Source organism: Pseudomonas sp. NBRC 111127 (assembly GCF_001320345.1).
In the GTDB taxonomy this organism is placed as follows: domain Bacteria; phylum Pseudomonadota; class Gammaproteobacteria; order Pseudomonadales; family Pseudomonadaceae; genus Aquipseudomonas; species Aquipseudomonas juntendi.
The window spans coordinates 20,338-47,148 of the sequence record NZ_BCBD01000024.1; the positions used below are offsets into that span (position 1 = coordinate 20,338).

General features: G+C 63.3%; 20 protein-coding genes and 2 pseudogenes. 16 read left to right on the top strand and 6 right to left on the bottom strand.

Features of this window, described 5'->3' with window-relative positions:
- Positions 1-116 precede the first annotated feature (116 nt).
- Positions 117-1,244, bottom strand: a complete 1,128-nt coding sequence (locus APH30_RS07005; RefSeq protein WP_054912054.1) for a polysaccharide deacetylase family protein — start codon at positions 1,242-1,244, stop codon at positions 117-119.
- A 137-nt stretch (positions 1,245-1,381) separates the two neighbouring features.
- Between APH30_RS07005 and yaaA the strand changes: the two genes are divergently transcribed.
- From yaaA to APH30_RS07080, 16 genes are all read left to right on the top strand, one after another.
- Entirely contained in the window at positions 1,382-2,161 is a 780-nt protein-coding gene (gene yaaA, locus APH30_RS07010) for a peroxide stress protein YaaA (RefSeq protein WP_054912055.1), read from the top strand.
- Between the two features lie 317 nt (positions 2,162-2,478).
- Complete coding sequence (locus tag APH30_RS28640) at positions 2,479-2,673, top strand: hypothetical protein (RefSeq protein WP_156326381.1); 195 nt, start codon at positions 2,479-2,481, stop codon at positions 2,671-2,673.
- Between the two features lie 616 nt (positions 2,674-3,289).
- The gene (locus APH30_RS07015; RefSeq protein WP_009684459.1) at positions 3,290-4,606 is read left to right on the top strand and encodes a nucleotide sugar dehydrogenase; all 1,317 of its coding nucleotides are present in this window, start codon (positions 3,290-3,292) and stop codon (positions 4,604-4,606) included.
- A gap of 73 nt (positions 4,607-4,679) precedes the next feature.
- On the top strand, positions 4,680-6,161 hold the full coding sequence (locus tag APH30_RS07020) for a glycosyltransferase family 2 protein (RefSeq protein WP_054912068.1): 1,482 nt from the start codon (positions 4,680-4,682) through the stop codon (positions 6,159-6,161).
- A 36-nt stretch (positions 6,162-6,197) separates the two neighbouring features.
- Positions 6,198-7,364: a PilZ domain-containing protein gene (locus APH30_RS07025; RefSeq protein WP_029887277.1), complete on the top strand. Its 1,167-nt coding sequence runs from the start codon at positions 6,198-6,200 to the stop codon at positions 7,362-7,364.
- A gap of 12 nt (positions 7,365-7,376) precedes the next feature.
- Complete coding sequence (gene algK, locus APH30_RS07030) at positions 7,377-8,822, top strand: alginate biosynthesis TPR repeat lipoprotein AlgK (RefSeq protein ID WP_054912056.1); 1,446 nt, start codon at positions 7,377-7,379, stop codon at positions 8,820-8,822.
- Positions 8,819-10,297, top strand: a complete 1,479-nt coding sequence (locus tag APH30_RS07035) for an alginate export family protein (protein ID WP_054905664.1) — start codon at positions 8,819-8,821, stop codon at positions 10,295-10,297. Before algK ends, APH30_RS07035 begins: the two co-directional genes overlap by 4 nt.
- A gap of 16 nt (positions 10,298-10,313) precedes the next feature.
- Positions 10,314-11,873: a mannuronan 5-epimerase AlgG gene (gene algG / locus APH30_RS07040; RefSeq protein ID WP_054912057.1), complete on the top strand. Its 1,560-nt coding sequence runs from the start codon at positions 10,314-10,316 to the stop codon at positions 11,871-11,873.
- Positions 11,874-11,886: 13 nt separating this feature from the next.
- On the top strand, positions 11,887-13,329 hold the full coding sequence (locus tag APH30_RS07045; protein ID WP_054912058.1) for an alginate O-acetyltransferase: 1,443 nt from the start codon (positions 11,887-11,889) through the stop codon (positions 13,327-13,329).
- A gap of 7 nt (positions 13,330-13,336) precedes the next feature.
- Entirely contained in the window at positions 13,337-14,440 is a 1,104-nt protein-coding gene (locus APH30_RS07050; protein ID WP_054912059.1) for a mannuronate-specific alginate lyase, read from the top strand.
- 197 nt (positions 14,441-14,637) lie between these two features.
- Positions 14,638-16,095 (top strand): MBOAT family protein, encoded by a 1,458-nt coding sequence (locus APH30_RS07055; protein WP_009684468.1) that lies wholly within the window; start codon positions 14,638-14,640, stop codon positions 16,093-16,095.
- A 10-nt stretch (positions 16,096-16,105) separates the two neighbouring features.
- Positions 16,106-17,263: an alginate O-acetyltransferase gene (locus tag APH30_RS07060; RefSeq protein WP_054912060.1), complete on the top strand. Its 1,158-nt coding sequence runs from the start codon at positions 16,106-16,108 to the stop codon at positions 17,261-17,263.
- Positions 17,264-17,283: 20 nt separating this feature from the next.
- Positions 17,284-17,931, top strand: coding sequence for an alginate O-acetyltransferase AlgF (locus APH30_RS07065; RefSeq protein ID WP_054912061.1), 648 nt, complete (start codon positions 17,284-17,286; stop codon positions 17,929-17,931).
- 35 nt (positions 17,932-17,966) lie between these two features.
- A complete protein-coding gene (locus APH30_RS07070) occupies positions 17,967-19,421 on the top strand; it encodes a mannose-1-phosphate guanylyltransferase/mannose-6-phosphate isomerase (protein WP_054912062.1) in 1,455 nt (484 codons plus the stop codon).
- Between the two features lie 251 nt (positions 19,422-19,672).
- Positions 19,673-20,137 carry a hypothetical protein gene (locus APH30_RS07075; protein WP_054912063.1) on the top strand — a complete coding sequence of 155 codons (465 nt, stop codon included), beginning with the start codon at positions 19,673-19,675 and terminating at the stop codon, positions 20,135-20,137.
- 152 nt (positions 20,138-20,289) lie between these two features.
- Complete coding sequence (locus APH30_RS07080; RefSeq protein WP_054912064.1) at positions 20,290-21,102, top strand: SDR family oxidoreductase; 813 nt, start codon at positions 20,290-20,292, stop codon at positions 21,100-21,102.
- Positions 21,103-21,200: 98 nt separating this feature from the next.
- On the opposite strand, the gene APH30_RS07085 is transcribed toward APH30_RS07080, so the two are convergent.
- From APH30_RS07085 to APH30_RS07105, 5 genes and pseudogenes are all read right to left on the bottom strand, one after another.
- Complete coding sequence (locus APH30_RS07085) at positions 21,201-21,995, bottom strand: SDR family NAD(P)-dependent oxidoreductase (protein ID WP_054912065.1); 795 nt, start codon at positions 21,993-21,995, stop codon at positions 21,201-21,203.
- A gap of 152 nt (positions 21,996-22,147) precedes the next feature.
- Positions 22,148-23,584 (bottom strand): annotated as a pseudogene (locus APH30_RS07090) (efflux transporter outer membrane subunit); the annotation flags it as partial.
- A complete protein-coding gene (locus APH30_RS07095) occupies positions 23,581-24,642 on the bottom strand; it encodes an HlyD family secretion protein (RefSeq protein WP_054912066.1) in 1,062 nt (353 codons plus the stop codon). The pseudogene APH30_RS07090 and the gene APH30_RS07095, both read right to left, overlap by 4 nt.
- A gap of 28 nt (positions 24,643-24,670) precedes the next feature.
- On the bottom strand, positions 24,671-26,212 hold the full coding sequence (locus APH30_RS07100; protein ID WP_054912067.1) for an MFS transporter: 1,542 nt from the start codon (positions 26,210-26,212) through the stop codon (positions 24,671-24,673).
- 228 nt (positions 26,213-26,440) lie between these two features.
- Positions 26,441-26,811, bottom strand: a pseudogene (locus APH30_RS07105) (LysR family transcriptional regulator); the annotation flags it as partial.

Here is a 26,811-nt window from a genome sequence, read left to right on the forward strand (position 1 = left end):
CCGCAAAAGCCATGACCGGAAAAAGCATTTTTACGTGTTTTTGAAGTTTATTTTTCCGATTGACGATAAGGCCTTGGCGGCAGGCCCAGACACGACTACGCTCAGAAGTGGTACCTCTATTCGCTGTACCCATAGGCCCGGCAATCTTCCCAGCCGATACCGCTCTGGGCGGTACTGCGCAGCAACCACTCCACCGCCGGTTGCGCCTTGGCCAGGCTGTCATGCAGCTGGATAACCCCCTTGCGCCACAGCAGCATCAGGGTCAGCACGCGTTGCGCCGAGGCTTCGGCAGTCAGTGCAGTGTCATCCTGCGCGTCGATATCCCACAACGACACCCGCAACTGCTGGCTGGCCATGAACGCCTCGCCATCGGCCCGGCGTTGCCCGTAAGGGGGGCGGAACAGCGGCACGTACTGCTCCGGCAGGTCGGCCTGCACGCGGGCCTGGCTGCGCCGCAGCGAGTCCTGCCAATCGACCCACTGTGCATGCGAGCGGTACTCCCAGCCCTGAATACCCACGCACTGGCCGCGATAAAGCCCGGCCACGGTGGTCGGCATGCCGGCATCCCGGCGCTGCTGCAGGCGGTTGCCAAGCACGAAGAAGGTACCCGCCAGCTTTTGCCGGCGCAGGTAATCGGCCAGCAGGTCGGTACTGCCGCCGTCAGGCCCCGGGCCACCGACGAAGGTCAGCAGGAACATACGATCGTTCAGGCGTTCACCATCGAGCTCCCGTGCAGATAGCCGCTCCACCTCGCTGCTGGTCTGGGGCAGCAGCGCAGCTTTGCGCAGCTGTTCGTCCAGGTAGCGGCTGTGGAACTGGTGACTGGGTTCTACCCACCCGGCATAGAACGCGCCGACATCGGTGGCGAACGTCGCCGCCTGGGTACGTAGATCCGCCATGGACTCAACGGCATAGCAGAACGACGCATCCTGCTCGCAGCTGCGTTGCGCCTGTTGGTAGCCTGCCCATAACCGCTGCCACATGCGCGCCCGCAGTTGGCGAACCTTCTGCAGGTTGATCTGCCGCAAGCCCAGCCGCGCCGCCAGCGTCGCATCATCGAGCAGCTCGCTTTCATGCAGTACCCGGGCGAACGACAGAATCTCCGCCCGCGAAGCCACATCGAACAACGCCGGGCTGTTCAGTTGTTCGGGCCACAGGCTGCGATCAAAACTGGCAGGGGCTGTGGGGGCGGCTTGCACGGCCAGGCTCAACAGCGCGGCCAGCGCGGCAAAGGCGATGCGCACGGTAAAAGGCTCCGTCACGGCAAAACGCGAACTATAGCGTTAGAACCGGCCATGGTCTGTGACTATTGTCACCATAGTTTGGACTTGCACCGCCCAGCCCGTAGAATCCCAGGCCAACGATGCCAGGAGCCGACCCGATGCTGACGGTGATTTCCCCCGCCAAGACCCTCGACTACGATACCCCGCCGGTAACCGAGCGCTTCACCCTGCCCCAGTACCTGGATGATTCCCAGGTGTTGATCCAGCAACTGCGAACCCTGTCGCCGGCGCAAATCAGCGAGCTGATGCACCTGTCCGACAAACTCGCCGGCCTGAACGCCGCACGCTTCGGCAGCTGGTCTCCGGACTTCAGCCCAGCCAATGCCAAGCAGGCGCTGCTGGCGTTCAAAGGTGACGTGTACACAGGCCTTGCTGCCGAAACCCTGGGCGAGGACGACTTCAGCTACGCGCAAGACCACCTGCGCATGCTCTCCGGCCTGTACGGCCTGCTGCGCCCCCTCGACCTGATGCAGCCCTACCGGCTGGAAATGGGCACCAAGCTGGCCAATGCCCGCGGCAAGGACCTGTACGCCTTCTGGGGTACACGCATCAGCGAATGGTTGAACCAGGCCCTGGCCGCTCAGGGCGATGACATGCTGTTGAACCTGGCCAGCAATGAATACTTCAGCGCAGTGAAACGCAGCGCCCTCAAGGCGCGGGTGATCAACGTCGACTTCAAGGACTTGAAGAACGGCCAGTACAAGATCATCAGCTTCTATGCCAAGAAAGCCCGCGGCATGATGAGCCGCTTTGTCATCGAGCAGCGCATCAACGATCCAGAGCAGCTCAAGCAGTTCGATGTCCAGGGTTACTACTACTGTGCCGGACAGTCCAAGCCCGATCACCTGGTGTTTCTGCGCGATCACCCGGGCGAGTAGACCCGCCGATACCGCTTCGCGGCTTGAGCCGCTCCTGCAACCTCCACATGGCACCCGCAGGAACGGCTTAAGCCGCGGGCACCGGCAAGGCCAGAGCTCGCCTCCACCGCCTTCAGGGCAGCTGTACATACCCACTTTCCAAAATGATCGCTTCCACCTCTCGGGCATAGCCACCCCTGCCGTAACCGATACCCTCCTCGCCGGCTGGCCGTCTTCGCCGCGCCATACGGCGTAATGTGCACCCGCATGATCCACCCGCGGCAGCAAGTTGAAACGCTGAAAGATAAACCGATCAGCTGATTGCGCATGACCGCACGGTGATCAGCACTTGCTGCTGTCACGTCGATGTCATTTATCAGGCCTCGGCCGCTGCACCGGCGGTCAAGCTGGCCGAGCAGGTTCGCAAGGTGAGACTTCATTATCGTCATTTTTATGGCGCCAAAAAAACCTTACATCAGCGTGTAAACACCGGCGCCGGTGCGACCGTTCGTACCTTTTCTGACGAAATCTGAAAAAAATTTTCCGATGCTGGCATTAAAACATCTCGCAACAGTTTCGCCCTTGATACATCGGGGGCAAACCGGCGCGTGCCATCAAATTGAAATTGTCAGCAGCTTAATAAATATTTAGAAATCTTTCATCAAGACAAAACCCGTTCAGGAACTTCTCATATCAACTACCGCTCATAGAGCCGTAACGAATTTCCTGCCCACGGGTTGTGAGAGATGACTTACAGATGACAATGGCAAGTATCCGCTACCTGCCACGACATATAGACAGGCCGCCCGGCTAACGCCCAAGTGCCTGTCCTTGCAGGAGATACGCGTCCCGTAAAAATCGTCCTAGTGGTTGATTTCAAAGGATTTATCCCACTTGAAAAACAAGCACAGCAAAGCGCCGAGTAGCGCCTTGCAATAACGACGGCTGCATGACAGGGCACGTTTTTACTACTTGGCTTTTAAATGCCTAATTTGAGTGCATAACTTTTCGTGCACTCCGGACTTATGTTGCCTGCGCTCGGTGAAGTGTGCATTCGCCATGAACCCGTGCGCCTGAAAACTGCTGTTAATCAACCCAGCCCGGCACTCCACGGAGGCGTCGGCGTGATAAACACATGAGGTGATAGCGATGCGTATCAGCATCTTTGGTTTGGGTTATGTGGGTGCAGTCTGTGCAGGCTGCCTGACGGCGCGAGGCCATGAAGTAATCGGTGTGGACGTGTCCAGCACCAAGATCGACCTGATCAACCAGGGCAAGTCGCCGATCGTCGAACCTGGCCTGGAAGCACTGTTGCAACAAGGCATCGCCAATGGTCGCCTGCGCGGCACCACCGACTTCGCCGAGGCCATTCGCGCCAGCGATGTATCGATGATCTGTGTGGGCACCCCCAGCAAGAAAAACGGTGACCTGGGCCTGGAATACATCGAGTCGGTGTGCCGGGAAATCGGCTATGTGCTGCGCGACACCACGCGCCGCCATACCATCGTGGTGCGCAGCACCGTGTTGCCAGGCACCGTCAAGAACGTGGTGATTCCGATCCTCGAAGATTGCTCGGGCAAAAAGGCCGGCGTTGACTTCGGCGTCGCGGTGAACCCGGAATTCCTGCGTGAAAGCACTGCAATCAAGGACTACGACCAGCCACCGATGACCGTCATCGGCGAACTGGACAGCGCCAGCGGCGACATCCTCCAGGCGCTGTACGAAGAACTCGACGCCCCGGTCATCCGCAAGCCGATCGAAGTGGCCGAGATGATCAAATACACCTGCAACGTGTGGCATGCCACCAAGGTCACCTTCGCCAACGAGATCGGCAACATCGCCAAGGCTGTCGGTGTGGATGGCCGTGAAGTGATGGACGTGGTCTGCCAGGACAAGGTGCTCAACCTGTCGCAGTACTACATGCGCCCCGGCTTTGCCTTCGGCGGCTCATGCCTGCCGAAGGACGTGCGCGCCCTGACCTACCGTGCCGCCAGCCTGGACGTGCGTGCCCCGCTGCTCGACTCGCTGATGCGCAGTAACGAGTCGCAGGTGCAAAACGCCTTCGAACTGATCGAAGCCCACGACAAACGCAAGGTCGCCCTGCTTGGCCTGAGCTTCAAAGCCGGCACCGACGACCTGCGCGAAAGCCCACTGGTGGAGCTGGCCGAACGCCTGATCGGCAAGGGCTACCAACTGGATATCTACGACGAGAACGTCGAATACGCCCGCGTTCATGGAGCCAACAAAGACTACATCGAATCGAAGATCCCGCACGTATCGTCGCTGCTCAACGGTGACTTCCACAAGGTCATCGACAACGCCGACATCATCGTTCTGGGCAACCGTGACGAGCAGTTCCGTGCCCTTGCCCAGCAAGTACCGGCCGGCAAACAAGTAATCGACCTGGTCGGCTTCATGAGTGAACCGACCAGCGCAGCCAGCCGCACCGAAGGCATCTGCTGGTAAGCCCTGGGCCAGGCGGCGCAAGGCTCCCCACTTGCGCTGCCGCCCTTTCCCGAATTTTCCACGGATGCTGAACATGCAAAGGCTCCAGACAGTGCTGTTGCAGTGCGCCGGTTGGCTGCTCTACATGAGCCTGCTCATGCTGATCGCCCTGGCCCTGCCAGCCGATATCTTCGACTCGCAATCGAAGCACTTCATCTTCCTGGTCGGCGCCGTCGGCATCTGGCGCTACTCGATGGGCGCCACCCATTTCATCCGCGGCATGATCTTCCTCTACGGTGTGTACCCCTACCTGCGCCGCAAGGTGCAGAAAATGGGCAGCGCCGCCGACCCGTCGCACGTGTACCTGATGGTCACCAGCTTCCGCATCGAAGCATTGACCACCGCTCAGGTGTACAGCTCGGTGATCCGCGAGGCGATCAACTGCGGCTTCCCCACCACCGTGGTCTGCTCGCTGGTGGAAATGTCCGATGAATTGCTGGTGAAGAGCCTGTGGGCCAAGTACAACCCGCCGGCCCACGTGAAGCTGGACATCGTGCGCATCGCCGGTACCGGCAAGCGCGATGGCCTGGCCTACGGCTTCCGTGCCATCTCCCGCATGCTGCCGGACGAAAACGCCGTGGTGGCGGTGATCGACGGTGACACCGTGCTGGCCGATGGCGTGGTGCGCAAGACCGTACCGTGGTTCAAGCTGTACCCCAATGTCGGCGGCCTGACCACCAACGAGTTCTGCGAAGTACGCGGCGGCTACATCATGAGCGAATGGCACAAGCTGCGCTTCGCCCAGCGCCACATCAACATGTGCTCGATGGCCCTGTCCAAGCGCGTACTGACCATGACCGGGCGCATGTCGATGTTCCGCGCCAGCGTGGTCACCAACCCCGAGTTCATTGCTGACGTCGAAAGCGACTCGCTGATGCACTGGCGCCTGGGCCGCTTCAAGTTCCTGACCGGTGACGACAAGTCCAGCTGGTTCAGCCTGATGCGCCTGGGCTACGACACCTTCTACGTGCCGGACGCTGCCATCAACACGGTCGAGCACCCGCCGGAGAAAAGCTTCTTCAAGGCCAGCCGCAAGCTGATGTACCGCTGGTACGGCAACAACCTGCGGCAGAACTCCCGTGCGCTTGGCCTGGGCCTGCGGCGCCTGGGGCTGTTCACCAGCATCGTGCTGTTCGACCAGCGCGTATCGATGTGGACCAGCCTGCTGGGCCTGACCGTGGCGGTGATCGCCAGCCTCAAGTTCGGCCTGGGCTACCTGCTGGTGTACCTGCTGTGGATCGGCATCACCCGCCTGATCCTCACCGTGATGCTGCTGTGCTCTGGCCACAACGTCGGCCCGGCCTACCCGCTGATTCTCTATTACAACCAGATCATCGGCGCGCTGATGAAGATCTACGTGTTCTTCCGCCTCGACAAACAGTCGTGGACGCGTCAGCCCACTGCCCTCAAGCGTGACCTCGCCAGCTTTCAACAATGGTTCAACACCTGGTCCTCGCGGACCATGACCTTCTCGGCGGCCAGCATCTTCGTTGCTGTGCTGTTCATGGTCGTGTGAGCCCAACCCGGATCGGATCTAACAGGAACAAACCCCATGAATACCGCCGTGAATGTCAACGTCGTGCATGAGTCCGAAGCCCAGCGCCAGCACGCCCGGGTACGCATCCCCGCCAAGCTGCGCTTCATCGACGCCCAGCGCCAGGCCCACGATGTGAAGGTCGACGACCTTTCCGCCGGAGGCTTGAGCTTCCACACCAAGCAGCAACTGGCGGTGGGCGATGCGTTGCGTGGGCGGTTGATGTTCACGGTCGACAACCTCGGCCTGTCGATGGACATCGAATTCCAGGTGCGCTCGTACCACCCCGACAGCGGGCGTACCGGTGCGCAATTCCAGAACCTGGAGCCCCGCGACATCGCCACCCTGCGCCATATCATCACCTCGCACCTGTCGGGTGAACTGATCACTGCCGGCGACGTGCTCAGCACCCTGCAGCGCGACAACTTCACCAAGGCGCGCAAGCAGAAGGACGGCGGCAGTGGCCTGAGCCCTTTCGGCCGGCTCAAGGCCGTTACCGTCACCCTCGGTGTGTTCGTGGTCGGCATCGCCGCCTTCGGTTTCGTCGCCAAGTCGTTGTACGGCATGTACTTCATCAGCCATGCCGAAGCCGGTGTGGTCGCAGTACCCACCACCAATGTCACCATGCCGCGCGACGGCACCGTGAACAGCCTGGTGGAGAGCGGTGGGCAGGTGGCCAAGGGCGCGCCACTGGCCAGCTTCACCACCAGCATGCTGGACATGCTCAAGGGCAACCTCGACGACACGCAACTGGAACCGGCGAAGATCGAGGAACTGTTCGGCAAGCAACTGTCCGGCACCCTGACCAGCCCCTGCGATTGCGTGGTCGCCCGCCAGTTGGTGGATGACGGCCAGTACGCGGCCAAGGGCCAGCCGATCTTCCAGCTGATTCCGCGTACCACCAACCCGATGGTCGAGGCGCGTTTCAGCTACCGCCAGTTCGATGAGGTCAAGCCAGGCACCCGGGTCAACTTCCAGGTCGCCGGCGAAGACGAAGTGCGTACCGGCCAGATCGTCAGCAGCGCCAGCCTCAACAGCGAAGACCTGGCCTCCGACATCCGTGTGCAGATCAAGCCCGATAGCGGCCTGCCCGCCGAGCTGGCCGGCCGCCCGGCGGCAGTCAACAGCGACCGTGGCCCGTCGCTGAACTGGCTGATCGACAAAGCCGTGGCCCGTGGGCTGTAAGAGGATCGGACGATGATCGCTGATACCAACACCTGCCCCCACAGGTTCCGGATGAACCTGGGTCTGTGTGGCCTGGCCATGGCCATCACCTTGGCCGGCTGCGCCGGCCTGCCCGACCAGCGCCTGGCCAACGAAGCCCTGAAGCGCGGTGACACGGCATTGGCCGAACGCAACTACAAGGCCCTGGCCGACCTGGGCTACAGCGATGCGCAAGTGGGCCTGGCCGACATCAAGGTGGCCAGCCGCGACCCGGCGCAAATCAAGGAGGCCGAGGCCACCTACCGCGCTGCCGCTGCGTCCTCGTCGCGCGCCCAGGCCCGCCTTGGCCGCCTGCTGGTGGCCAAGCCCGACAGCACCCAGGCCGAGCGTGAAGAAGCCGAAACGCTGCTGAAACTCGCCGCCCGCCAGGGTGAAGGCAACACCCTGATCCCGCTGGCGATGCTGTACCTGAGCTACCCGCAAAGCTTCCCCAAGGTCAACGCACAGCAGCAGATCGACCAGTGGCGCGCCACCGGCAACCCGGAAGCGGGCCTGGCCCAGGTGCTGCTGTATCGCACCCAGGGCAGCTACGACCAGCACCTGGACGACGTGGAGAAAATCTGCAAGGCCGCCCTGAGCGCCACCGACATGTGCTACGTCGAACTGGCCACCGTGTACCAGAAGCGCGGCCAGACCGACCAGCAGGCCGCCCTGCTCGGCCAACTGCAGGCGGCCTACGCCCGTGGTGCCGTGCCAGCCAGCCGGGTCGACAGCGTGGCCCGGGTGCTGGCCGATCGCAGCCTTGGCCAGACCGATGAAAAAACTGCCAAGGACTTGCTCGAACAGGTGGCACCGGCCAACCCGGTGTCGTGGGTCAGCCTGGCGCAATTGCTGTACGAGTTCCCCGAACTGGGCGATACCGACCAGTTGCTGGCCTACATCGACAAGGGTCGCGAAGCCGAGCAGCCACGTGCCGAACTGCTGCTGGGCCGCCTGTACTACGAAGGCAAGACCGTACCGGCCGACGCCAAGAAAGCCGAACGCCACCTGCAGGCGGCCGCCGACGCTGGCGAAACCAGCGCCCATTACTACCTGGGCCAGCTGTACCGCCGTGGTTACCTGGGCAACGTCGAGCCGCAAAAGGCTGTCGACAACCTGCTGGCCGCCGCCCGCGGCGGGCAGATCAGCGCCGACTATGCCTTGGCCCAGTTGTTCAGCGAAGGCCATGGCATTCGCCCGCAACCAGGCAATGCCTGGGTGTTCGCCCAGCTGGCACAAGCCAACCCCACGCCGCAGGCGGCAGAAATGCTGCAACGGCTCGAGCCGCAACTGACCCCGGACCAGCGCCACCAGGCCGAGCAACTGCTGGCTCAGGAAAAGCAGGCCCGCGGCAGCATGAGCCAAGGCGCCAACAGCACCCTGGCCACCGAAGCCCTGCAAGACGACGAACCAGAAGTAGACGGTGAGGACTCGCTATGACGCTCAATCCCTTCGTGAAAGCCGGCATCGGCCTGAGCTTCGCCCTGCTGTGGTCCTGCCCGACCCTGGCGGAAATGACCGCTGAGAAAAATTTCGGCCTGGACGTGAAAATCACCGGCCAATCGGAAGACGACCGTGACCTGGGTACCCGCCCCGGCGGCGACGTCAACGGCCTGGGTCTGGACCTGCGCCCATGGGTGTACGGCGAGCGCGGCAACTGGAGCGCCTACGCCATGGGCCAGGCGGTCGCAGCCACCGACACCATCGAAACCGACACCCTGCGCCAGAACGACGACGGCACCACCACCGACACCGGTGACGACAGCCGCAAGCCAGACAAAAGCTACCTGGCCATGCGCGAATTCTGGGTCGGCTACAGCGGCCTCACCGCCTACCCTGGCGAGCAACTGCGCCTGGGTCGCCAGCGCCTGCGCAGCGATGACGGCATGTGGCGCGACACCAACATCGAGGCGCTGAACTGGACCTTCGACACCACCTTGCTCAAGGCCGACCTGGGCGTGGCCCAGCGCTTCAGCGAATACCGCACCGACCTCACCGAGCTGGCGCCCGAGGACAAGGACCGTACGCACGTCTACGGCAACATCGCCACGCAATGGACGCCCGGCCACTGGGTTGGCCTGCGCGCCCACCACACCCATGACAGCGGCAGCCTGAACCAACCCGGGGAAACCGTCGATGCACTGGACAAGACCCGCACCGGCGACCTCACCTGGCTGGGCCTCGAGGCCAACAGTGACGCCTACAACTGGCGCAATGACCACACCGTCAACTACTGGGGCAGCGTCACCTGGCTGACCGGCGACCGCGACAAGCTCACCACCCAACAGGTGGGTGACGACCAGGTGGCCACCGGCAAGCAGAGCGGCAACGTCAATGCCTGGGCCACCGACCTGGGTATCCGCCTACGCCTCGACCCGCAATGGCAGGTGGGTGCGGCCTACGCCCGCGGCAGCGGCGGCGGCGGTGACGATGGTTCGAACAACTTCGAGCAGACCGGGCTGGAGAGCAACCGCTCCAACTTCACCGGCACCCGCTCGCGGGTGCACCGCTTCGGTGAGGCCTTCCGCGGCGAGCTGGGCAACCTGCAGGCGGCCACGCTGTTCGCATCGTGGCAACTGCGCGACGACTATGACGCCAGCCTGATCTACCACAAGTTCTGGCGCGTCGATGGCAACCAGAACATCGGCTCCAGCGGCATCAACGCCGTGGTCGACGACAACGGTGTGAACCGCCAACTGGTCGACGGTGAAAAAGACCTTGGCCAGGAGATGGACGTGGTCGTGACCAAGTACTTCAAGCAAGGCCTGCTGCCCGCGTCCATGAGCCAGGCCATCGACGAGCCGTCTGCCCTGGTGCGCCTGCGCGCGGGTGTATTCAAGCCGGGCGACGCCTATGGCAAGGAAGCGGACTCGTACATGCACCGCGCCTTCGTCGACGTGATCTGGCGCTTCTGAGGCCGGGAGAAACCTGATGAACCTTCACCCGCACCTACGTCACAGCCTGTTGGCCAGCGCCTTGTTGCTGGCCTCGGGCCTGGCCGTCGCCGCAGAGCCCAAGGTCATTGCCAAGGAGCTGCAGCAGGCCAAGACCTACACCGTGGCCAGCGCGCCGATCGAGCCCCTGCACATGGACCCGCCCAAGCTGCCCGACCTGAGCGGCTACACCGCCCAGGCCGTGCAGAAGAAGATCGACCGCAGCCACAAGGGCAAGGTCAGCCTGCGCCGCATGTTCCAGGAGGACACCCTCAAGGAATTTGTCGGCGGCGACAACAAGGCGGCCGAGTGGGTCCAGCGCCAGCACGGTATTCCGCAGGCGATCTTCATCGATGACGGCCATGTCGACCTTGTCGAGCTGAGCAAGCAGGTGCCGCGACAGTACCTGCGCGAAGTCGAGCCGGGCGTTTACCTGGCGCGCCTGCCGATCGTGGTCGGCCGCAAGGGCATCCTCGAGATCGATGGCAAGGTCAAGCAACTGCGCCTGTCCCAGGAGGGCGGCGCGTTCCTGGTCAACGACGGCAAGCTGTTCGTCACCGACACCCAGGTGACCGGCTGGCGGGAGAAAGACAACGGCCCGGCGACCTTCCGCTCGCCCAAGGAGTTCCGCCCGTTCCTGCTGTCGTGGGGCGGTACCGAGACCTATATCGTCAATACCAGGATGGCCAGTTTCGGCTATGCCAAGTCCAAGTCGTACGGCGTGAGCATTTCGCAGTACACCCCGAACATGGCCAAGCGCATGGGCCGCCCGGAACCCACCGGCTGGATCATCGGTTCGCAGTTCAGCGACATGTGGTACGGCTTCTACTGCTACGAAACCCAGGACTTCGTGGTCAAGGACAATACCTACAACGACAACATCGTCTATGGCATCGACCCGCACGACCGCTCGCACCGCCTGATCATCGCCGGCAACACGGTCTACGGCACCAAGAAGAAGCACGGCATCATCATTTCGCGTGAGGTCAACGACAGCTGGATCATCAACAACAAGAGCTACGACAACAAGCTCTCCGGCGTGGTGATCGACCGTAACAGCGTCAACAACCTGGTGGCCTACAACGAGATCTACCGCAACCACACCGACGGCATCACCCTGTACGAAAGCGGCGACAACCTGATCTGGGGCAACAAGCTGATCAACAACCGCCGCCACGGCATACGCGTACGTAACAGCGTGAACATCCGCCTGTACGAGAACGTGGCCATGGCCAACGGCCTGGTCGGCGTGTACGGCCACATCAAGGACTTGTCCGACACCGACCGCGACATCGCCCTCGACCCGTTCGACACCAAGGTGTCGCTGATCGTGGTGGGCGGCGAACTGGCGGCCAACGGCTCAGGCCCGCTGTCGATCGACTCGCCGCTGTCGGTCGAGCTGTACAAGGTATCCATGCTCGCCCCGCGCAAGGCCAGCGGCATCAGCCTCAACGGCGTGCTGGGCGAGCGCCAGGACGAAATCCTCGACCTGCTGGTCCGCCAGCAGAAGGCTGTGCTGATCGACCCGGTCGAGCGCCAGACCGAAATGATCGATTAAGGAAGCCCAGACCATGACTCCAAACCTGATGAAACTGCTGGGCCTGTCCGCTGCCCTTCTGGCAATCAGCCAAGGCGTGCGCGCCGATGAAGTCAAGGCCCCGACCTTCACGGCCGAACCCTGCTGCCAGCTGTGCCCCGAAGCGCACGATGCCAGCCGCTACACCACCCGCTACCAGCAGAACTTCACCACCCTGGTGCAAGCCAAGGGCGACTGGCTGTTCCGCACACGCGAAGACTTGCGCACCGAGTTCAGCACCACGCCGGCCGGCTACAAGCGCCTGCAACAAGTGCACGACGCGTTCAAGAAGCGTGGCGTGGAGCTGGTGATGGTGTACCAGCCCACCCGTGGCCTGGTGAACCGCAACATGCTCAACCCGGCCGAGAAAGCTGCGTTCAACTACCAGAAGGCACTGGGCAACTACCAGGCCATGCTCAAGCGCTTCGCCAGCATGGGCTACAACGTGCCCGACCTGTCGCCGCTGACCAACGAGCAACTGGCCGCCGCCGACCAGGGCAAGGACTTCTACTTCCGCGGTGACCAGCACTGGACACCGTACGGTGCCCAGCGCGCCGCCAGGATCGTCGCCGACACCGTGCACAAGATGCCGGCTTTCGCGGGCATCCCGCGCAAGGAATTCGAAACCAAGAAATCTGGCCGCATGGGCAAGACGGGCACCCTGCACAACGTGGCCGGTCAACTGTGTGGCACCAGCTATGCGATCCAGTACATGGACCAGTTCGCCACCGAGCCGAAAGGCTCCAGCGGCGGCGGCGACGACCTGTTCGGCGACAGCGGCAACGCACAGATCACCTTGGTCGGCACCAGCCACAGCGGCAAGAACTACAACTTCTCCGGTTTCCTCGAGCAGTACATCGGCGCCGATGTGCTCAACGTCGCCTTCCCCGGCGGTGGCCTGGAAGGCTCGATGATCCAGTACCTGGGCAGCGAGGAATTCCGCAAGAACCCGCCCAAGATCCTGATCTGGGAGTTCTCGCCGCTGTACCGCCTGGACCAGGAAACCATCTGGCGGCAAATCCTTGGCCTGCTCGACGATGGCTGCAATGACCGCCCGGCGCTGATGAGCGCCAGCACCACGCTCAAGCCCGGCAACAACGAGCTGATGGTCAACGGCAAGGGCGGCGTGGTGAAACAGCTGATCAACCGCAACCTGCAGATGGATGTCAGGTTCGACGACCCATCGGTGAAGGTGCTGCAAGCCACCCTGTGGTACCTCAACGGCCGCCACGAAGACATCAAGCTGGAAAAACCGGAAACCTCCGACACCGACGGCCGCTTTGTCTTCCAGATGCGCGAGGACGAGGACTGGGCCGACCAGAGCCTGCTGGCGTTCGAGGTGCAAGGCCCGGAAAGCGGCACCCAGAAAGTCGAGGCCAAACTCTGCAAACGCAACAACTTCGCCGTGCCTGCGCAAACCGCGCAAGCCGGCCAGTGAGGCGACCATGACCGTATTCAAGCAAATCTTTCGCCCTGCCCTGCTCGCCATGGCGCTGTTCGGCAGCGCCGCGCACGCTGCGCTGGTGCCACCCCAAGGCTATTACGAGGGCATCGAGAAACCCAAAACGGGCGACGGCAATTTCCGCTGCGAGCCGGCACCAAAACCCTACACCGGTGCGCTGCAATTCCGCAGTAAGTACGAAGGCTCCGACAAGGCCCGTGCCACGCTCAATGTCGCCTCGGAAAAGGCCTTTCGCAAGTCGACCGAAGACATCACCACGCTGGAAAAGGGCGTGAGCAAGATGGTCGGCCAATACATGCGTGATGGCCGCCCGGCGCAACTCGACTGCACCTTGGCCTGGCTGGGGACCTGGGCGCGGGCCAATGCGCTGCTGTCCACCGACTACAACCACACCGGCAAGTCGATGCGCAAATGGGCCCTGGGCAGCATGAGCGGCTCGTGGCTGCGCCTGAAGTTCTCCACTGCCCAGCCGCTGGCCGCGCACCAGGCCGAGGCCAAGCTGATCGAGAAATGGCTGGACCGCCTGGCCGAGCAGACCGTGCAGGACTGGAGCAACCTGCCGCTGGAGAAGATCAACAACCACAGCTACTGGGCCGCCTGGTCGGTGATGGCCACCGCCGTGGCCACCGACCGCCGCGACCTGTTCGACTGGGCGGTGAAGGAATTCAAGGTGGGTGCCAACCAGGTCGACGAACAAGGTTTCCTGCCCAACGAGGTCAAGCGCAAGCAACGTGCCCTGGCGTATCACAACTACGCCCTGCCGCCGCTCGCGATGATCGCCAGCTTCGCCCAGGCCAACGGCGTGGACCTGCGCAGCGAAAACAACTTTGCCCTGCAGCGCTTGGGCGAAGGTGTGCTCTACGGCGCCCGCGACCCACGTCACTTCGCCGAACGTGCCGGTGAGAAGCAGGACATGAAAGACCTCAAGGTCGACAACAAGTACGCCTGGCTCGAGCCTTGGTGCGCGCTGTACCACTGCGTCGGCGACACGCTCGAACGCAAGCACGGGATGCAGCCGTTCAACAGCTTCCGGCTGGGCGGCGACCTGACCCGGGTCTACGACCCGAGCGCAGCAAGCAAGAAGTGAACTGACTCCCATTGTGGGGTCGGTACCTGTGGGAGCGGGCATGCCCGCGAAGAAGCCACCGCGGCGCATGGCAAGGGCTTCGCCCGTGTTCGCGGGCATGCCCGCTCCCACAGGGATCTAAGTTGCCCTCCAGCTTTTTGCTGGGGGGTTTGGGGGGCGCTGTGCCCCGGATGCTGTGAACAATAAGGAGAACCGGGATGGTCTTCTCGTCCAACGTGTTCCTGTTCCTGTTCTTGCCGATATTCCTCGGCCTGTATTACTTGAGCGGGCAACGTTATCGCAACCTCCTGCTGCTGGTCGCCAGCTACATCTTCTACGCCTGGTGGCGGGTGGACTTCCTGGCGCTGTTCGCCGGGGTCACCCTGTGGAACTACTGGATCGGCCTGAAAGTGGGTGCCGCCGGCGTGCGCACCAAGCCGGCACAGCGCTGGCTGCTGCTGGGCGTTGGTGTCGACCTGGCCATTCTCGGCTACTTCAAGTACGCCAACTTCGGTGTCGACAGCCTGAATGCGATCATCACCTCGTTTGGCCTGGAACCCTTCATCCTCACCCACGTGCTGCTGCCGATCGGTATCTCGTTCTACATCTTCGAGTCGATCAGCTACATCATCGACGTGTACCGCGGCGACACCCCGGCCACGCGCAACCTGATCGACTTCGCCGCGTTCGTGGCGATCTTCCCGCACCTGATCGCTGGCCCCGTGCTGCGCTTCAAGGACCTGGTCGACCAGTTCAACAACCGCACCCATACCCTGGACAAGTTCTCCGAAGGCTGCACCCGCTTCATGCAGGGTTTCATCAAGAAGGTGTTCATCGCCGACACCCTGGCAGTGGTCGCCGACCACTGCTTCGCCCTGCAGAACCCGACCACCGGGGATGCCTGGCTCGGCGCCCTGGCCTACACCGCGCAGTTGTACTTCGACTTCAGCGGCTACAGCGACATGGCCATCGGCCTGGGGCTGATGATGGGCTTCCGCTTCATGGAAAACTTCAAGCAGCCATACATCAGCCAGTCCATCACCGAGTTCTGGCGGCGCTGGCACATCAGCCTGTCGACCTGGCTGCGCGACTACCTGTACATCACCCTGGGCGGTAACCGCAAAGGCACCTTCAACACCTACCGCAACCTGTTCCTGACCATGTTGCTGGGCGGCCTGTGGCACGGTGCCAACTTCACCTACATCATCTGGGGCGCCTGGCACGGCATGTGGCTGGCGATCGAGCGGGCGCTGGGCATCGACACCAACCCGCAGCGTTTCAACCCGGTGAAATGGGCCTTCACCTTCCTGCTGGTGGTGGTCGGCTGGGTGATCTTCCGCGCCGAAAACCTGCACGTCGCCGCACGCATGTACGGCGCCATGTTCAGCTTCGGCGACTGGCAGCTGTCGGAACTCAACCGTGCCCAGCTCACTGGCCTGCAGGTCGCCACCCTGGTGATCGCCTACCTCACCCTGGCGTTCTTCGGCCTGCGCGACTTCTACCGCAACGCCAAACCCACGCCCAAGGCCACCCCGGTGCAAGTCAACAGCGACGGTTCGCTGGGCCTGGACTGGACCCGGGTCATGACCCGCGCGCTGGTGTTGCTGCTGTTCGTGGCCTCGATCCTCAAGCTTTCGGCGCAGAGCTACTCGCCGTTCCTCTACTTCCAGTTCTGAGGGGGCTGACATGACCCGAACCTTACGCATTACCTATTCGCTGTCCTTCATCGGCCTGTTGGTGGGCATGGGCGTCTGGTCCACCGGTGGGTTGGAAAGTTTCCAGCGCACCGAGCAGATGACCCTGCTCAACGGCAAACTGGCCAAGGCAGCCGAAACCCATTACGACGACCAGTTCCCAATCAAGCGCCTGGGCACCAACCTGTGGGCGGCGATGGACTTCAAGCTGTTCCACGAAGGCCGCCCTGGCGTGGTGCTGGGCCGCGACCAGTGGTTGTTCAGTGACGAAGAGTTCAAGCCCACCGCCGGTGCCGAACAACTGATGCAAGAGAACCTGGCGCTGATCCGCGGTGTACGCGACACCCTGCAGCAGCACGGCGTGCACCTGGTGCTGGCGATCGTCCCGGCCAAGGCGCGGGTGTATGCCGAATACATCGGCAAGCAACAACCGGCCAGCTTGCATGACGACCTGTACAACCAGTTTCACGCCCAGGCACGCCAGGCCAACGTGTTTGCGCCCGAGCTGATGGGCCCACTGGCGCAGGCCAAGGCCCGCGGCCAGGTGTTCCTGCGTACCGACACCCACTGGACGCCGATGGGCGCCGAAGTGGCGGCGCAGGCGCTGGCAGACGCCGTGCGCCGGCAGAACCTGCTCGACGGCGAGCCGCAGGCCTTCATCACCGAAGCAGGCAGCACCGCCCCGTACAAAGGTGACCTGACCAACTTCCTGCCACTGGACCCTTTGTTCAGCAACCTGCTGCCCGCCCCGGACAGCCTGCAACAGCGTACCACCCGGGCCGCCGAGGCCGAGGGTGACGGCGCTGACGCACTGTTCGCCGACAGCCGCATACCGGTGGCACTGGTTGGCACCAGCTACAGCGCCAACCCGCACTGGAACTTCCTTGGCGCCCTGCAGCAGGCGCTGCGCAGCGACGTGGCCAATTACGCCGAGGACGGCCACGGTCCGTTGGTGCCCATGCTCAAGTACCTGCAAAGCGATGCCTTCAAGAACGCCGCGCCACAAGTGGTGGTGTGGGAATTCCCAGAACGATATCTGCCAATGAAGAACGACCTCAGCAGCTTCGACCCGCACTGGGTCGCGCAGCTGAAGAACGCCCGTAAATCCGAAGAAAACCTGGCCTTGTCGTCCACCCGGACGAACCACTGACTGAAGAGAGGAACACGCACATGACTACCAAGACTTCCATTGCCAAAGCCCTCACCCTGGCGGCCGGCCTGTCCCTTGCTTCCATGCAGGCCTTCGCCGGCGCCGACGCCGCATTGTATGGCCCCAGCGCGCCGAAAGGCTCCACGTTCGTGCGGCTGTACAACGCCACCAGTGCACCGGCTGCCGCCAGCGTGGGCAACACCCAGATCAAGCAGGTTGGCGCCCAGGCCAGCAGCGATTTCAGCTTCCTGCCTGGCGGTGACTACACCGCCCAGGTCGGCGGCAAGAGCGTGCCGGTCAAGCTGGCCTCGGACAAGTACTACACCCTGGTCAACAGCAACAGCGGCAACCCGAAGCTGATCGAAGAGCCGCCGTTCAAGAACAAGCAGAAAGCCCTGGTGCGCGTGCAGAACCTGAGCGACCAGCAGCTGACCCTGAAAACCGCCGACGGCAAGACCGAAGTGGTCAAGCAAGTAGCCGCCAACGGCCGTGGTGAGCGCGAGATCAACCCGGTCAAGGTGAACCTGGCGCTGTACCAAGGTGACAAGAAAGTGGGTGACGTGAAGCCGGTCGCCCTTGAGCGCGGCGAAGCCGCAGTGCTGTACGTAACGGGTTCCGGCAACGCCTTGTCGCCGGTGTGGGTAACTCGCCCCGTGGCTAGCAACTGATTCCCCTGCCTCTCAACGACTATTGGAGAAACATGATGATCCCGGTAATTCTTTCTGGTGGTAGCGGTTCGCGTCTGTGGCCTTTGTCGCGCAAGCAGTTCCCCAAGCAGTTCCTGGCCCTGACCGGTGAACACACGCTGTTCCAGCAAACCCTCTCGCGCCTGGTGTTCGAGGGCATGGACACGCCGATCGTGGTCTGCAACAAGGACCACAAGTTCATCGTGCAGGAGCAGCTGGCTGCCCTGAAGCTAGAAACCCAAGGCATCCTGATGGAGCCGTTTGGCCGCAATACCGCGCCAGCGGTGGCCATGGCCGCGATGAAACTGGTCAACGAAGGCCGCGACGAACTGATGCTGGTGCTGCCTGCCGACCATGTAATCGAGGACCAGAAGGCCCTGCAACGTGCCCTGGCCCTGGCCACCGTCGCGGCAGAGCGCGGCGAGATGGTGTTGTTCGGGGTACCGGCGACCAAGCCGGAAACCGGCTACGGCTACATCCGCTCCAGCCAGGATGCATTGCTGCCCGAGGGCGTGGCGCGGGTAGCGCAGTTCGTCGAGAAGCCCGACGAGAAGCGCGCCACCGAGTTCGTCCAGGCCGGTGGTTACTTCTGGAACAGCGGCATGTTCCTGTTCCGCGCCAGCCGCTTCCTCGAGGAGCTGAAAAAGCACGATGGCGATATCTACGACACCTGTGTACTGGCCTTGGAGCGTAGCCAGGAAGACGGCGATGTGCTGAGCATCGACCCCGCCACTTTCGCCTGCTGCCCGGACAACTCCATCGACTACGCGGTGATGGAAAAAACCCAGCGCGCCTGTGTCGTGCCGATGTCGGCCGGCTGGAGCGACGTGGGCTGCTGGTCGTCGTTGTGGGAGGTGCATGAGAAGGACGACAACGGCAACGTCACCAAGGGCGATGTGGTGGTGCAGGACAGCCACAATTGCATGATCCACGGTAACGGCAAGCTGGTGTCGGTGATCGGCCTTGAGAACATCGTGGTGGTCGAGACCAAGGACGCCATGATGATCGCCCACAAGGACAAGGTTCAGGGCGTGAAGCAGATGGTCAAGACACTGGACGAACAGGGCCGTAGCGAAACCCAGAACCACCTGGAAGTGTATCGCCCATGGGGTTCTTACGACTCGGTGGACATGGGCGGCCGCTTCCAGGTCAAGCACATCACCGTCAAGCCAGGCGCCAGCCTGTCGCTGCAGATGCACCACCACCGCGCCGAACACTGGATCGTGGTGTCCGGCACTGCCGAGGTGACCTGCGACGAAAACGTGTTCCTGCTGACCGAGAACCAGTCGACCTACATCCCGATTGCGTCGGTGCACCGCCTGCGCAACCCGGGCAAGATCCCGCTGGAGATCATTGAGGTGCAGTCCGGGAGTTACCTGGGCGAAGATGATATCGAGCGCTTCGAAGATGTGTATGGGCGCACCTCTACGCCGGTCGAGCGTGGGGTTTCGGTGAAGACCATCGCGCAGTAAAGCGGCAAGCGGCAAGCGGCAAGCGGCAAGCGGCAAGCGGCAAGCGGCAAGCTACAAGAAACAGCGGGGCGGCGTCGAATCTAAAATTGTGGGTTCTCCACCGCCCTGCTTTTTCTAGTAGCTTGTAGCTTGTAGCTTGTAGCTTGTAGCTTGTAGCTTGTAGCTTGTAGCTTGTAGCTTGCAGCTTGCAGCTTGCAGCTTGCAGCTTGCCACTCCAAGATGTGCCGAGACTCGAACGGAATCCGCACATCATGATCATCGGTGCCGTCCTTATCCTCACCTGGCTGGTGCTGCTGTTGCGCTACCCGGCCAAGGCCCTGCCCATTTCCCTGGCCGCCGTGTGCGGCCTGGGCCTGGTGGCCCTGTTCGTTGCCTGGCAGGACACCCGCGAAGCCTCGCAACTGGCCCGCCTGGACCTGCGCCTGAGCTACGCCCCAGACCAGTGCCCCGCCGACCGAACCCTGCAGGTGCACATGAAGAACGGCAACCCGGTACCGCTCACCGAACTGCGTTGGCGCGTAGCCGCCTATGCACCGGGCGATACCGTGAACCTCGCAGAAAATACCTACAACGCGCCGCGCTACCGTGGCCCTGGCGAACTGCAGCCGGGGGCCGAGTGGATAGACTGCCTGCCCTTGCCGCCCCTGCGTTCCGGTTACCGAGCACAAACCCTGGAGTTTCGGGCAGAGCACCTGCAAGGTACATTTGCCAATTGATTCATTGCCTGCACTGGCCCTATCGCCGGCAAGCCAGCTCCCACAGGTACCCCACCCCTTTCAAGGACTGCGGAGCACTTGTGGGAGCTGGCTTGCCGGCGATAGGGCCAGTACCGGCGACACATCTCTCACCTTGATCAAAGGCCCCCACCATGCCCACCGTCCTGATCACCGGTTGTTCCAGCGGCATCGGCCGCGCCCTGGCCGACGCCTTCCGCGATGCTGGTCACCACGTCTGGGCCACCGCCCGCAAGCCTGAAGATGTCGAGCAACTGAGTGCCGCCGGCTACACCGCCCGGCAACTGGACGTGAACGACAGCGAGGCCCTTACCCGCTTGGCCGAGGAACTGGACAGCCTCGATATCCTGATCAACAACGCCGGCTACGGCGCCATGGGCCCATTGCTCGATGGCGGTGTGGACGCACTGCGCCAGCAATTCGAGACCAACGTCTTCGCCGTGGTAGGCGTCACTCGCGCGCTGTTCCCGCTGCTGCGCCGCTCACGGGGCCTGGTGGTGAATATCGGCAGCGTATCCGGCGTACTGGTCACCCCGTTCGCCGGCGCCTACTGCGCCTCCAAGGCCGCCGTGCATGCCCTGAGCGATGCCCTGCGCCTTGAGCTGGCACCGTTCGGCGTGCAGGTGATGGAAGTGCAACCCGGGGCGATTGCCTCCCAGTTCGCCAGAAACGCCCAGCGCCAGGCCGAGCAGGTACTGGCGTCGGATTCGGCGTGGTGGCCGTTGCGTGAACAGGTGCAGGCGCGGGCGCGGGCTTCGCAGGACAAGCCGACTTCGGCGGCGGTGTTTGCCAAGGGCGTGTTGGCGGCGATGAGCAGGTCGCCGGTACCGGCTGTGGTGCGCTTGGGCAATGGCAGTACGGCGTTGCCGTTGATGGCTCGGTTGCTGCCGCGGCGTTTGCTGGATTGGGCGTTGCGCAAGCGCTTTGGCCTGCTGCGACCGCTTTGATTCTTCTTTTTCCTGTGCTGGCCCCTTCGCGGGTAAACCCGCTCCTACAGGGTGGGAGCGGGCAAGCCCGCGAAGAGGCCGGTACAGGCAGTAGACAATCAGGCAATGGACCGCAGCACCCCGCCGTCCACCCGCAACGCCGCCCCGGTGGTAGCACTGGCCTGCAGCGATGCCAGGTACACCACCATGTTGGCCACCTCTTCCACTGTCGCCAGCCGCTTGATCAACGAACTGGGCCGGTGCTCGGCCAGGAAGCTGGTTTCCAGTTCAGCAGTCGTGCCCCCCTGCTCCTCGGCCAGCTTGGCGAAGAAGTCACCCACGCCTTCAGAGCGCGTCGGCCCAGGCAGCACGGCATTCACCGTTACCCCGGTGCCCGCCAGGGTCTCGGCCAGCCCTCGTGACACCGCCAACAGCGCGGTCTTGGTCATGCCGTAGTGAACCATCTCGGTCGGGATCTGCAGCGCCGACTCACTGGACAGGAACACCACCCGCCCCCATTTGCGCTCGGCCATGCCTTGGGCATAGTGGCGCGACAGGCGCACCGCGCTAAGCACGTTGACGTCGAAGAAGCGCTGCCAGTCTTCGTCTTCGATCTCGAAGAACGGCTTGGGCTCGAAGATGCCCAGGTTGTTGACCAGGATGTCGGTATGCGGCACCTGGTCGAACAGCTTTTGCGCACCTTCCTGGGTGCCGAGGTCGGCAGCGATGCCGATGATGCGCGCTTGTGGCAGGCGTTCGCGCACGGCTTTAAGCGCTTCGTCGACGCGGGATTGGGTGCGGCCGTTGAGGACTACTTCGGCGCCGGCTTCGGCCAGACCTATGGCGATGGCCAGGCCAATGCCGGCGGTGGAACCGCTGACGATCGCGCGTTTGCCGTTCAGGGAAATGTGCATCTTTGCCTCCTCATCTGTCTGGGAAATCGCCGGGGCTGCTTTGCAGCCCTTCGCGGGCAAGCCCGCTCCTACAGGTATTGCGCTGTACCTGAGACCTGCGCTGTACTTGTGGGAGCTGGCTTGCCGGCGATGGGCTGCAAAGCTTTCTTCACCGGTTGCTGATCAAACGCCTGCCAGCCACCCCCCAAGGCCTTGTACAGCGCCACCAGCGCCTGCGACACCGCCGCCGAGCTGTCGATCCACTGTTCCTCGCTGGCCAGCAAGGCACTCTGCACCGTCAGCACGTTGAGAAAATCCACCGCCCCTTCCACGTACTGGCGCTGGGCGGTTTCCAGGGCGATGCGGTTCTGCCGCACGGCCTCGGCCAGATGATCACGGCGCAACTGACTGGCGTTGTACAGGCGTAGCACATCGTCAATTTCGTGCCAGGCCCCCAGCACCACCTTGCGATAATTAAGCGCCGCTTCCTGCTGCTGCGCCTCGCGCAACTCCAGGGTGCCCTTGAGTCGGCCGCCCTCGAAGATCGGCAATGAAAGCTGTGGCCCAAAGGCAAACCGGCGCGCATCCCAGGCACCGAAATCGGACAACTGCATGGCCTGGAAGCCGACACTGCCCGACAGCCGGATGCTCGGGTAGAAGTCGGCCTTGGCCACGCCGATGCTGGCGGTGGCAGCGTGCAGGCGAGCCTCGGCCTGGCGGATGTCCGGCCGGCGCTCGGCCAGCTCGGACGGCAAGCCGATGGCGAACTTCTGCCGCGGCGCAGGCAGTTCGCCGCCCTGTAGCAACTGGGCCTGCAGGCTGCGCGGGGGGTCGGCGGCGAGCAGGCTGAGGGCGTTGATCAGGTCATCGCGCCGGGCTTCGAGGCTGGGCAGACGCGACTCGATGGACGCCACCTGGGCACTGGCCTGGGCTACGTCGAGGCGGGTAGCGACGCCTTCGGCCTGGCGGCTTTCCGACAGCTTCAGGCTGTGCTGGGCGACCTTGAGGTTGTCGCGAGTGACATCGATGGTGTGCTGCACCGCACGCAACTGGATGTAGTTGCCGGCAGTTTCCGACAGTAATGCCAACAGCACACCGCGGCGGTCGTTCTCCGCCACTTCGACCGTGGCATCGGCCGCCTCGACCTGGCGCCGCACGCGGCCCCACAGGTCCAGCTCCCACCCCGCTACCAAGTCGCCCTGCCAGAGGTTGAAGGCTTGCTTGCCCGCCTTGCCAGACGGGTCGCTCAGGCCTTCGGCGCTGTTGCGGGCACGGCTGTAGCCGGCAGCAACATCCACCGCCGGCATTTCATCGGCGGCCACGGTGCTGCGCAAGGCCCGGCTTTGTACCAGCCGGGCACTGGCCATCTGCAAATCGAGGTTGCGCTCGGCAACGCGCTGGATCAATGCGCTGAGCTGGGCATCGTGGAAACTTTCCCACCAGCGCAGCTCCAGCGGTTCGGCCTGCGGCTGGCTGGCCGCCGCCTCACCTTGTAGCGGCGCCCATTGTTGCGGTGCCTGGCTGTCGGGGCGCAGGAAGTCCGGGCCCATGCTGCAGCCAGCCATCAGTACGGCCAGCAGCAATGGGCTCACGCGTAATGCCGCTTTCATCGTGCGCTGACCTCTTTGCCGTTCAGCTTGTCGCCACGGGTATCGATGGTCGCTTCCACCGACATGCCCACGCGCAAGCGGGCGAGCAGCGGCTGGCCATCATCGAAAACGATCTTCACCGGAATGCGCTGCACCACCTTGGTGAAGTTGCCGGTGGCGTTGTCCGGCTTGACGGCGGCGAAGGTCACGCCGGTGGCCGGGGCGATACTTTCCACATGGCCTTGCAGCTTCTCGCCGGAGAAGGTGTCGACGCTGATGCTCACCGGCTGGCCCGGCTGTACGTGGGTCAGCTGGGTTTCCTGGAAGTTGCCTACCACATAGGCCTGCTGCAACGGCACCACCGACAGCAGGCGAGCGCCCGGGGTGACGTAGGCACCGACGCGCAGGGCGCGCTCGCCGACCATGCCGTTCACCGGCGCGGTAATGCGCGTGTAGGAGAGGTCGAGCTGGGCTTTTTCCAGGCCTGCTTCGGCACGTTTCAACTGACCATCGGCACTGGCCACCTGGGCGCTGAGAATATCGACTTGCTTGCGCGCTGCCAGCAATGCTGCCTGGGCATTGGCCAGCCGGGCGCGGGCCTGGTCGACCCTGCTGCGTGCCTGCTGGGCATTCTGCACGGTACCGGCGCCCTGCTCGGCCAGGCGGCTGTAGCGGTTGACCTCATGGTCGGCGAACGCCGCTTCGGCCTGGGCCGCTTTCACCGCAGCTTCGGCCTGGGCAATCAGCGAAGCCTGACGTTCCAGGGTGGCACGGGCATCGGCACTTTGCGCCTTGGCCACCAGCAATTGCGCCTGCGCCGCATCCAGCGCGGCCTGGTAGTCACGGGCATCGATGGTCGCCAATAGCTGGCCAGCCGTAACCTGCTGGTTGTCCTCTACCAGCACCTCCTTGATGAAGCCGGCGACCTTGGGCGCGACCACCGTGTAGTCGGCGATCACATAGGCGTCATTGGTGCTCTGGCGGTGGTCGCTGCCGAACATCCAGGGGCCGACGATGCCAGCCAGGACAGCCACGGCGAGCACCGAGCCGATGAACAGGGTTTTGCGGTTGTTGGTCATTTCAGCGGTTCTCGAATTCATCCAGGGTTCAGGCCACCGCGCGCGGCGGGTAGACCCGGGTGGGCACGAAAGGAATCAGGCAGATCAGGGCCACGGCGATGCAGGCCATGACCAGGTACAGGTCGGCCGAGGTCAGCACCAGCGCCTGATCGTGGATGCGCCTGGCCAGGCCAGCGGCGTTATCGTCGACCAGCGGAGCGTTGCCCAGGCTGTCCACCAAGTGGTTGGAATGGAAGTGCCGGCGCAGGGTGCCAAGCGCATCCAGCAGGCCACCGGCGATCACCGCGGCCAGGCCTTTGACGGTGTTGAACCAGCTGGAGGCGAACGGGCCTTCCTGCGGGGTCATGCCGTTGGTGGACAGCATCAGCAGCGGCAGCACCGCCATCGGCTGGCCGAACACCTGCAGCAGGTAGAAGGGGTAGAAGTCGCCACGGATCCATTCGCTGGTCAGCAGGCTGCTGCCAACACAGGACACCGCCAGCATCGCCAGGCCGATGCCCAGCACCCAGCGGCAGTCCACCGCACGGATGTTGCACAGCGCTGCGGTCAATGGCAGGGCGATCAACTGCGGCATGGCCACCAGCATCAGCAACGGGCTGGTCTGCGCCGGCCGGTAGCCCTGGATCTGCGCCAGGTAGGCCGACGGAATGCTGCCGACACCCGACAGCACGACCAGCACGCCGGCCAAGGTCACCAGGGCGAAACTCAGGTTGCGCCGCGACAGCATGCGCAACTGGAAGAACGGCAGCGGCTCGGACCATTCGTTGAACATGAACAGCACCAGCAACAGCAGCCCACCCCCGAGCAGCCAGCAGATCAGCGGCGAGTCGAACCAGCCCCAGCGGTCCCCCAGCGACAAGCCCAGGACGATACTGCTGATGGCCGGCAGGCCAAGCACCACGCCACGCCAGTCGAACTGCCTGAAACGCTCCAGGCGCAGCGGGTCCTGCGGCAGGCCCCAGCCCACACAACACATGGCCAGTGCCGACGGCAGAATGATCTGCCAGAACGCCCATTGCCAGCCCACGTATTCAGTCCACAACCCGGCCAGCGGGGTACCGAGGTTGGGGCCGAACGTGGCGGTCAGGGCGTAACAGGCCAGGCCGTACACTTTGATGCCCGGCGGCAGGAAACGCAGGGCCACGCTCATCAGCATCGGTGGCAAGGCGCCGGCGGCAAAGCCCTGCAGCACGCGCAGCAACATCAGGCTGTGCAGGTTGGGGGCGAACGGCTGCAGCAAGCCGAGCACGGCGAACAGGCCAATGGCGCTCAGGGTGAAGCGCCGCAGCGAGAAGGTGGTGGCCAGCCACGGCGCAAAGGCCATGGCCGAGACCGAAGCGGCGCTGTACACCGCCAGCAGCCAGGCACCTTCGTCGGCCCCGATGCCCATGGCGCCGCGGATATCGGCCAGGGAAATCTTGGTCACCGACTCGTTGAGGCCCGCACACAACACGGCCAGCAATACACCGAACAGCCCGACCACCACCTGCAGGCCGAACGCCGTCTGCGCAGGGGCAGCCGGCGCGGGGGCGCCGGCAGGTGCGGCAGACAGGGCGGACAGGGAACTCATGCAACGACATCTCCAGCAACAAATTTGCGACTGGAGCAAGTCTAAGAAGGTCGAATGCTGACGAAAACTGACTTCTTGGTAGGTTTATGTTGCGTCAGGCGCAATCCACTTTTTTGCAGGTCTGGCCCCATCGCTGGCAAGCCAGCTCCCACAAGTGCTGCACAGGGCTTGAGATCAATGCGGTCGAGGTGGGAGCTGGCTTGCCAGCGATGAGGCCCTTACAGGCAATCAAGGATCAACACTGCAGCAAGCTTTCAAGGTCTGCCGCAACCACCTATGTGCCGGGTCGTTGTGAAACCGCGGGTGCCAGGCTTGCAGCACCGTCACCCGCTCCAGCGGTACCGGGATCTCGAACGATCGCAGTGGCAACCCGAGCTTGTGCACGCTGTTGAGGATATTCGCCGGCATCGGCAGGATCAGGTCCGAATCCGGTAGCGAGAACAGCGCCGAGTGAAAACTCGGGGTAATCAATGCCACCCGCCGTTGCACCTTGAAGTTGGCCAGCTCGACATCAATCGGCCCGTTGGCCCGGCCACGGCGGGACACGCTGATCTGTGGATAACTGGCAAAGCTGGTCGGCGTGATCGGCTGCTCGAAGA

Excerpts from the sequence above, each read along its gene's own strand:
- APH30_RS07050 (WP_054912059.1), top strand. The coding sequence starts at position 13,337 with ATGACCGTATTCAAGCAAATCTTTCGCCCTGCCCTGCTCGCCATGGCG.
- APH30_RS07080 (WP_054912064.1), top strand. The coding sequence starts at position 20,290 with ATGCCCACCGTCCTGATCACCGGTTGTTCCAGCGGCATCGGCCGCGCC.
- APH30_RS07025 (WP_029887277.1), top strand. The coding sequence starts at position 6,198 with ATGAATACCGCCGTGAATGTCAACGTCGTGCATGAGTCCGAAGCCCAG.
- algK (WP_054912056.1), top strand. The coding sequence starts at position 7,377 with ATGATCGCTGATACCAACACCTGCCCCCACAGGTTCCGGATGAACCTG.
- APH30_RS07020 (WP_054912068.1), top strand. The coding sequence starts at position 4,680 with ATGCAAAGGCTCCAGACAGTGCTGTTGCAGTGCGCCGGTTGGCTGCTC.
- APH30_RS07095 (WP_054912066.1), bottom strand. The coding sequence starts at position 24,642 with ATGACCAACAACCGCAAAACCCTGTTCATCGGCTCGGTGCTCGCCGTG.
- APH30_RS07035 (WP_054905664.1), top strand. The coding sequence starts at position 8,819 with ATGACGCTCAATCCCTTCGTGAAAGCCGGCATCGGCCTGAGCTTCGCC.
- APH30_RS07015 (WP_009684459.1), top strand. The coding sequence starts at position 3,290 with ATGCGTATCAGCATCTTTGGTTTGGGTTATGTGGGTGCAGTCTGTGCA.
- APH30_RS07085 (WP_054912065.1), bottom strand. The coding sequence starts at position 21,995 with ATGCACATTTCCCTGAACGGCAAACGCGCGATCGTCAGCGGTTCCACC.
- algG (WP_054912057.1), top strand. The coding sequence starts at position 10,314 with ATGAACCTTCACCCGCACCTACGTCACAGCCTGTTGGCCAGCGCCTTG.
- APH30_RS07065 (WP_054912061.1), top strand. The coding sequence starts at position 17,284 with ATGACTACCAAGACTTCCATTGCCAAAGCCCTCACCCTGGCGGCCGGC.
- APH30_RS07100 (WP_054912067.1), bottom strand. The coding sequence starts at position 26,212 with ATGAGTTCCCTGTCCGCCCTGTCTGCCGCACCTGCCGGCGCCCCCGCG.
- APH30_RS07070 (WP_054912062.1), top strand. The coding sequence starts at position 17,967 with ATGATCCCGGTAATTCTTTCTGGTGGTAGCGGTTCGCGTCTGTGGCCT.
- APH30_RS07045 (WP_054912058.1), top strand. The coding sequence starts at position 11,887 with ATGACTCCAAACCTGATGAAACTGCTGGGCCTGTCCGCTGCCCTTCTG.
- APH30_RS07075 (WP_054912063.1), top strand. The coding sequence starts at position 19,673 with ATGATCATCGGTGCCGTCCTTATCCTCACCTGGCTGGTGCTGCTGTTG.
- APH30_RS07055 (WP_009684468.1), top strand. The coding sequence starts at position 14,638 with ATGGTCTTCTCGTCCAACGTGTTCCTGTTCCTGTTCTTGCCGATATTC.
- APH30_RS07060 (WP_054912060.1), top strand. The coding sequence starts at position 16,106 with ATGACCCGAACCTTACGCATTACCTATTCGCTGTCCTTCATCGGCCTG.
- yaaA (WP_054912055.1), top strand. The coding sequence starts at position 1,382 with ATGCTGACGGTGATTTCCCCCGCCAAGACCCTCGACTACGATACCCCG.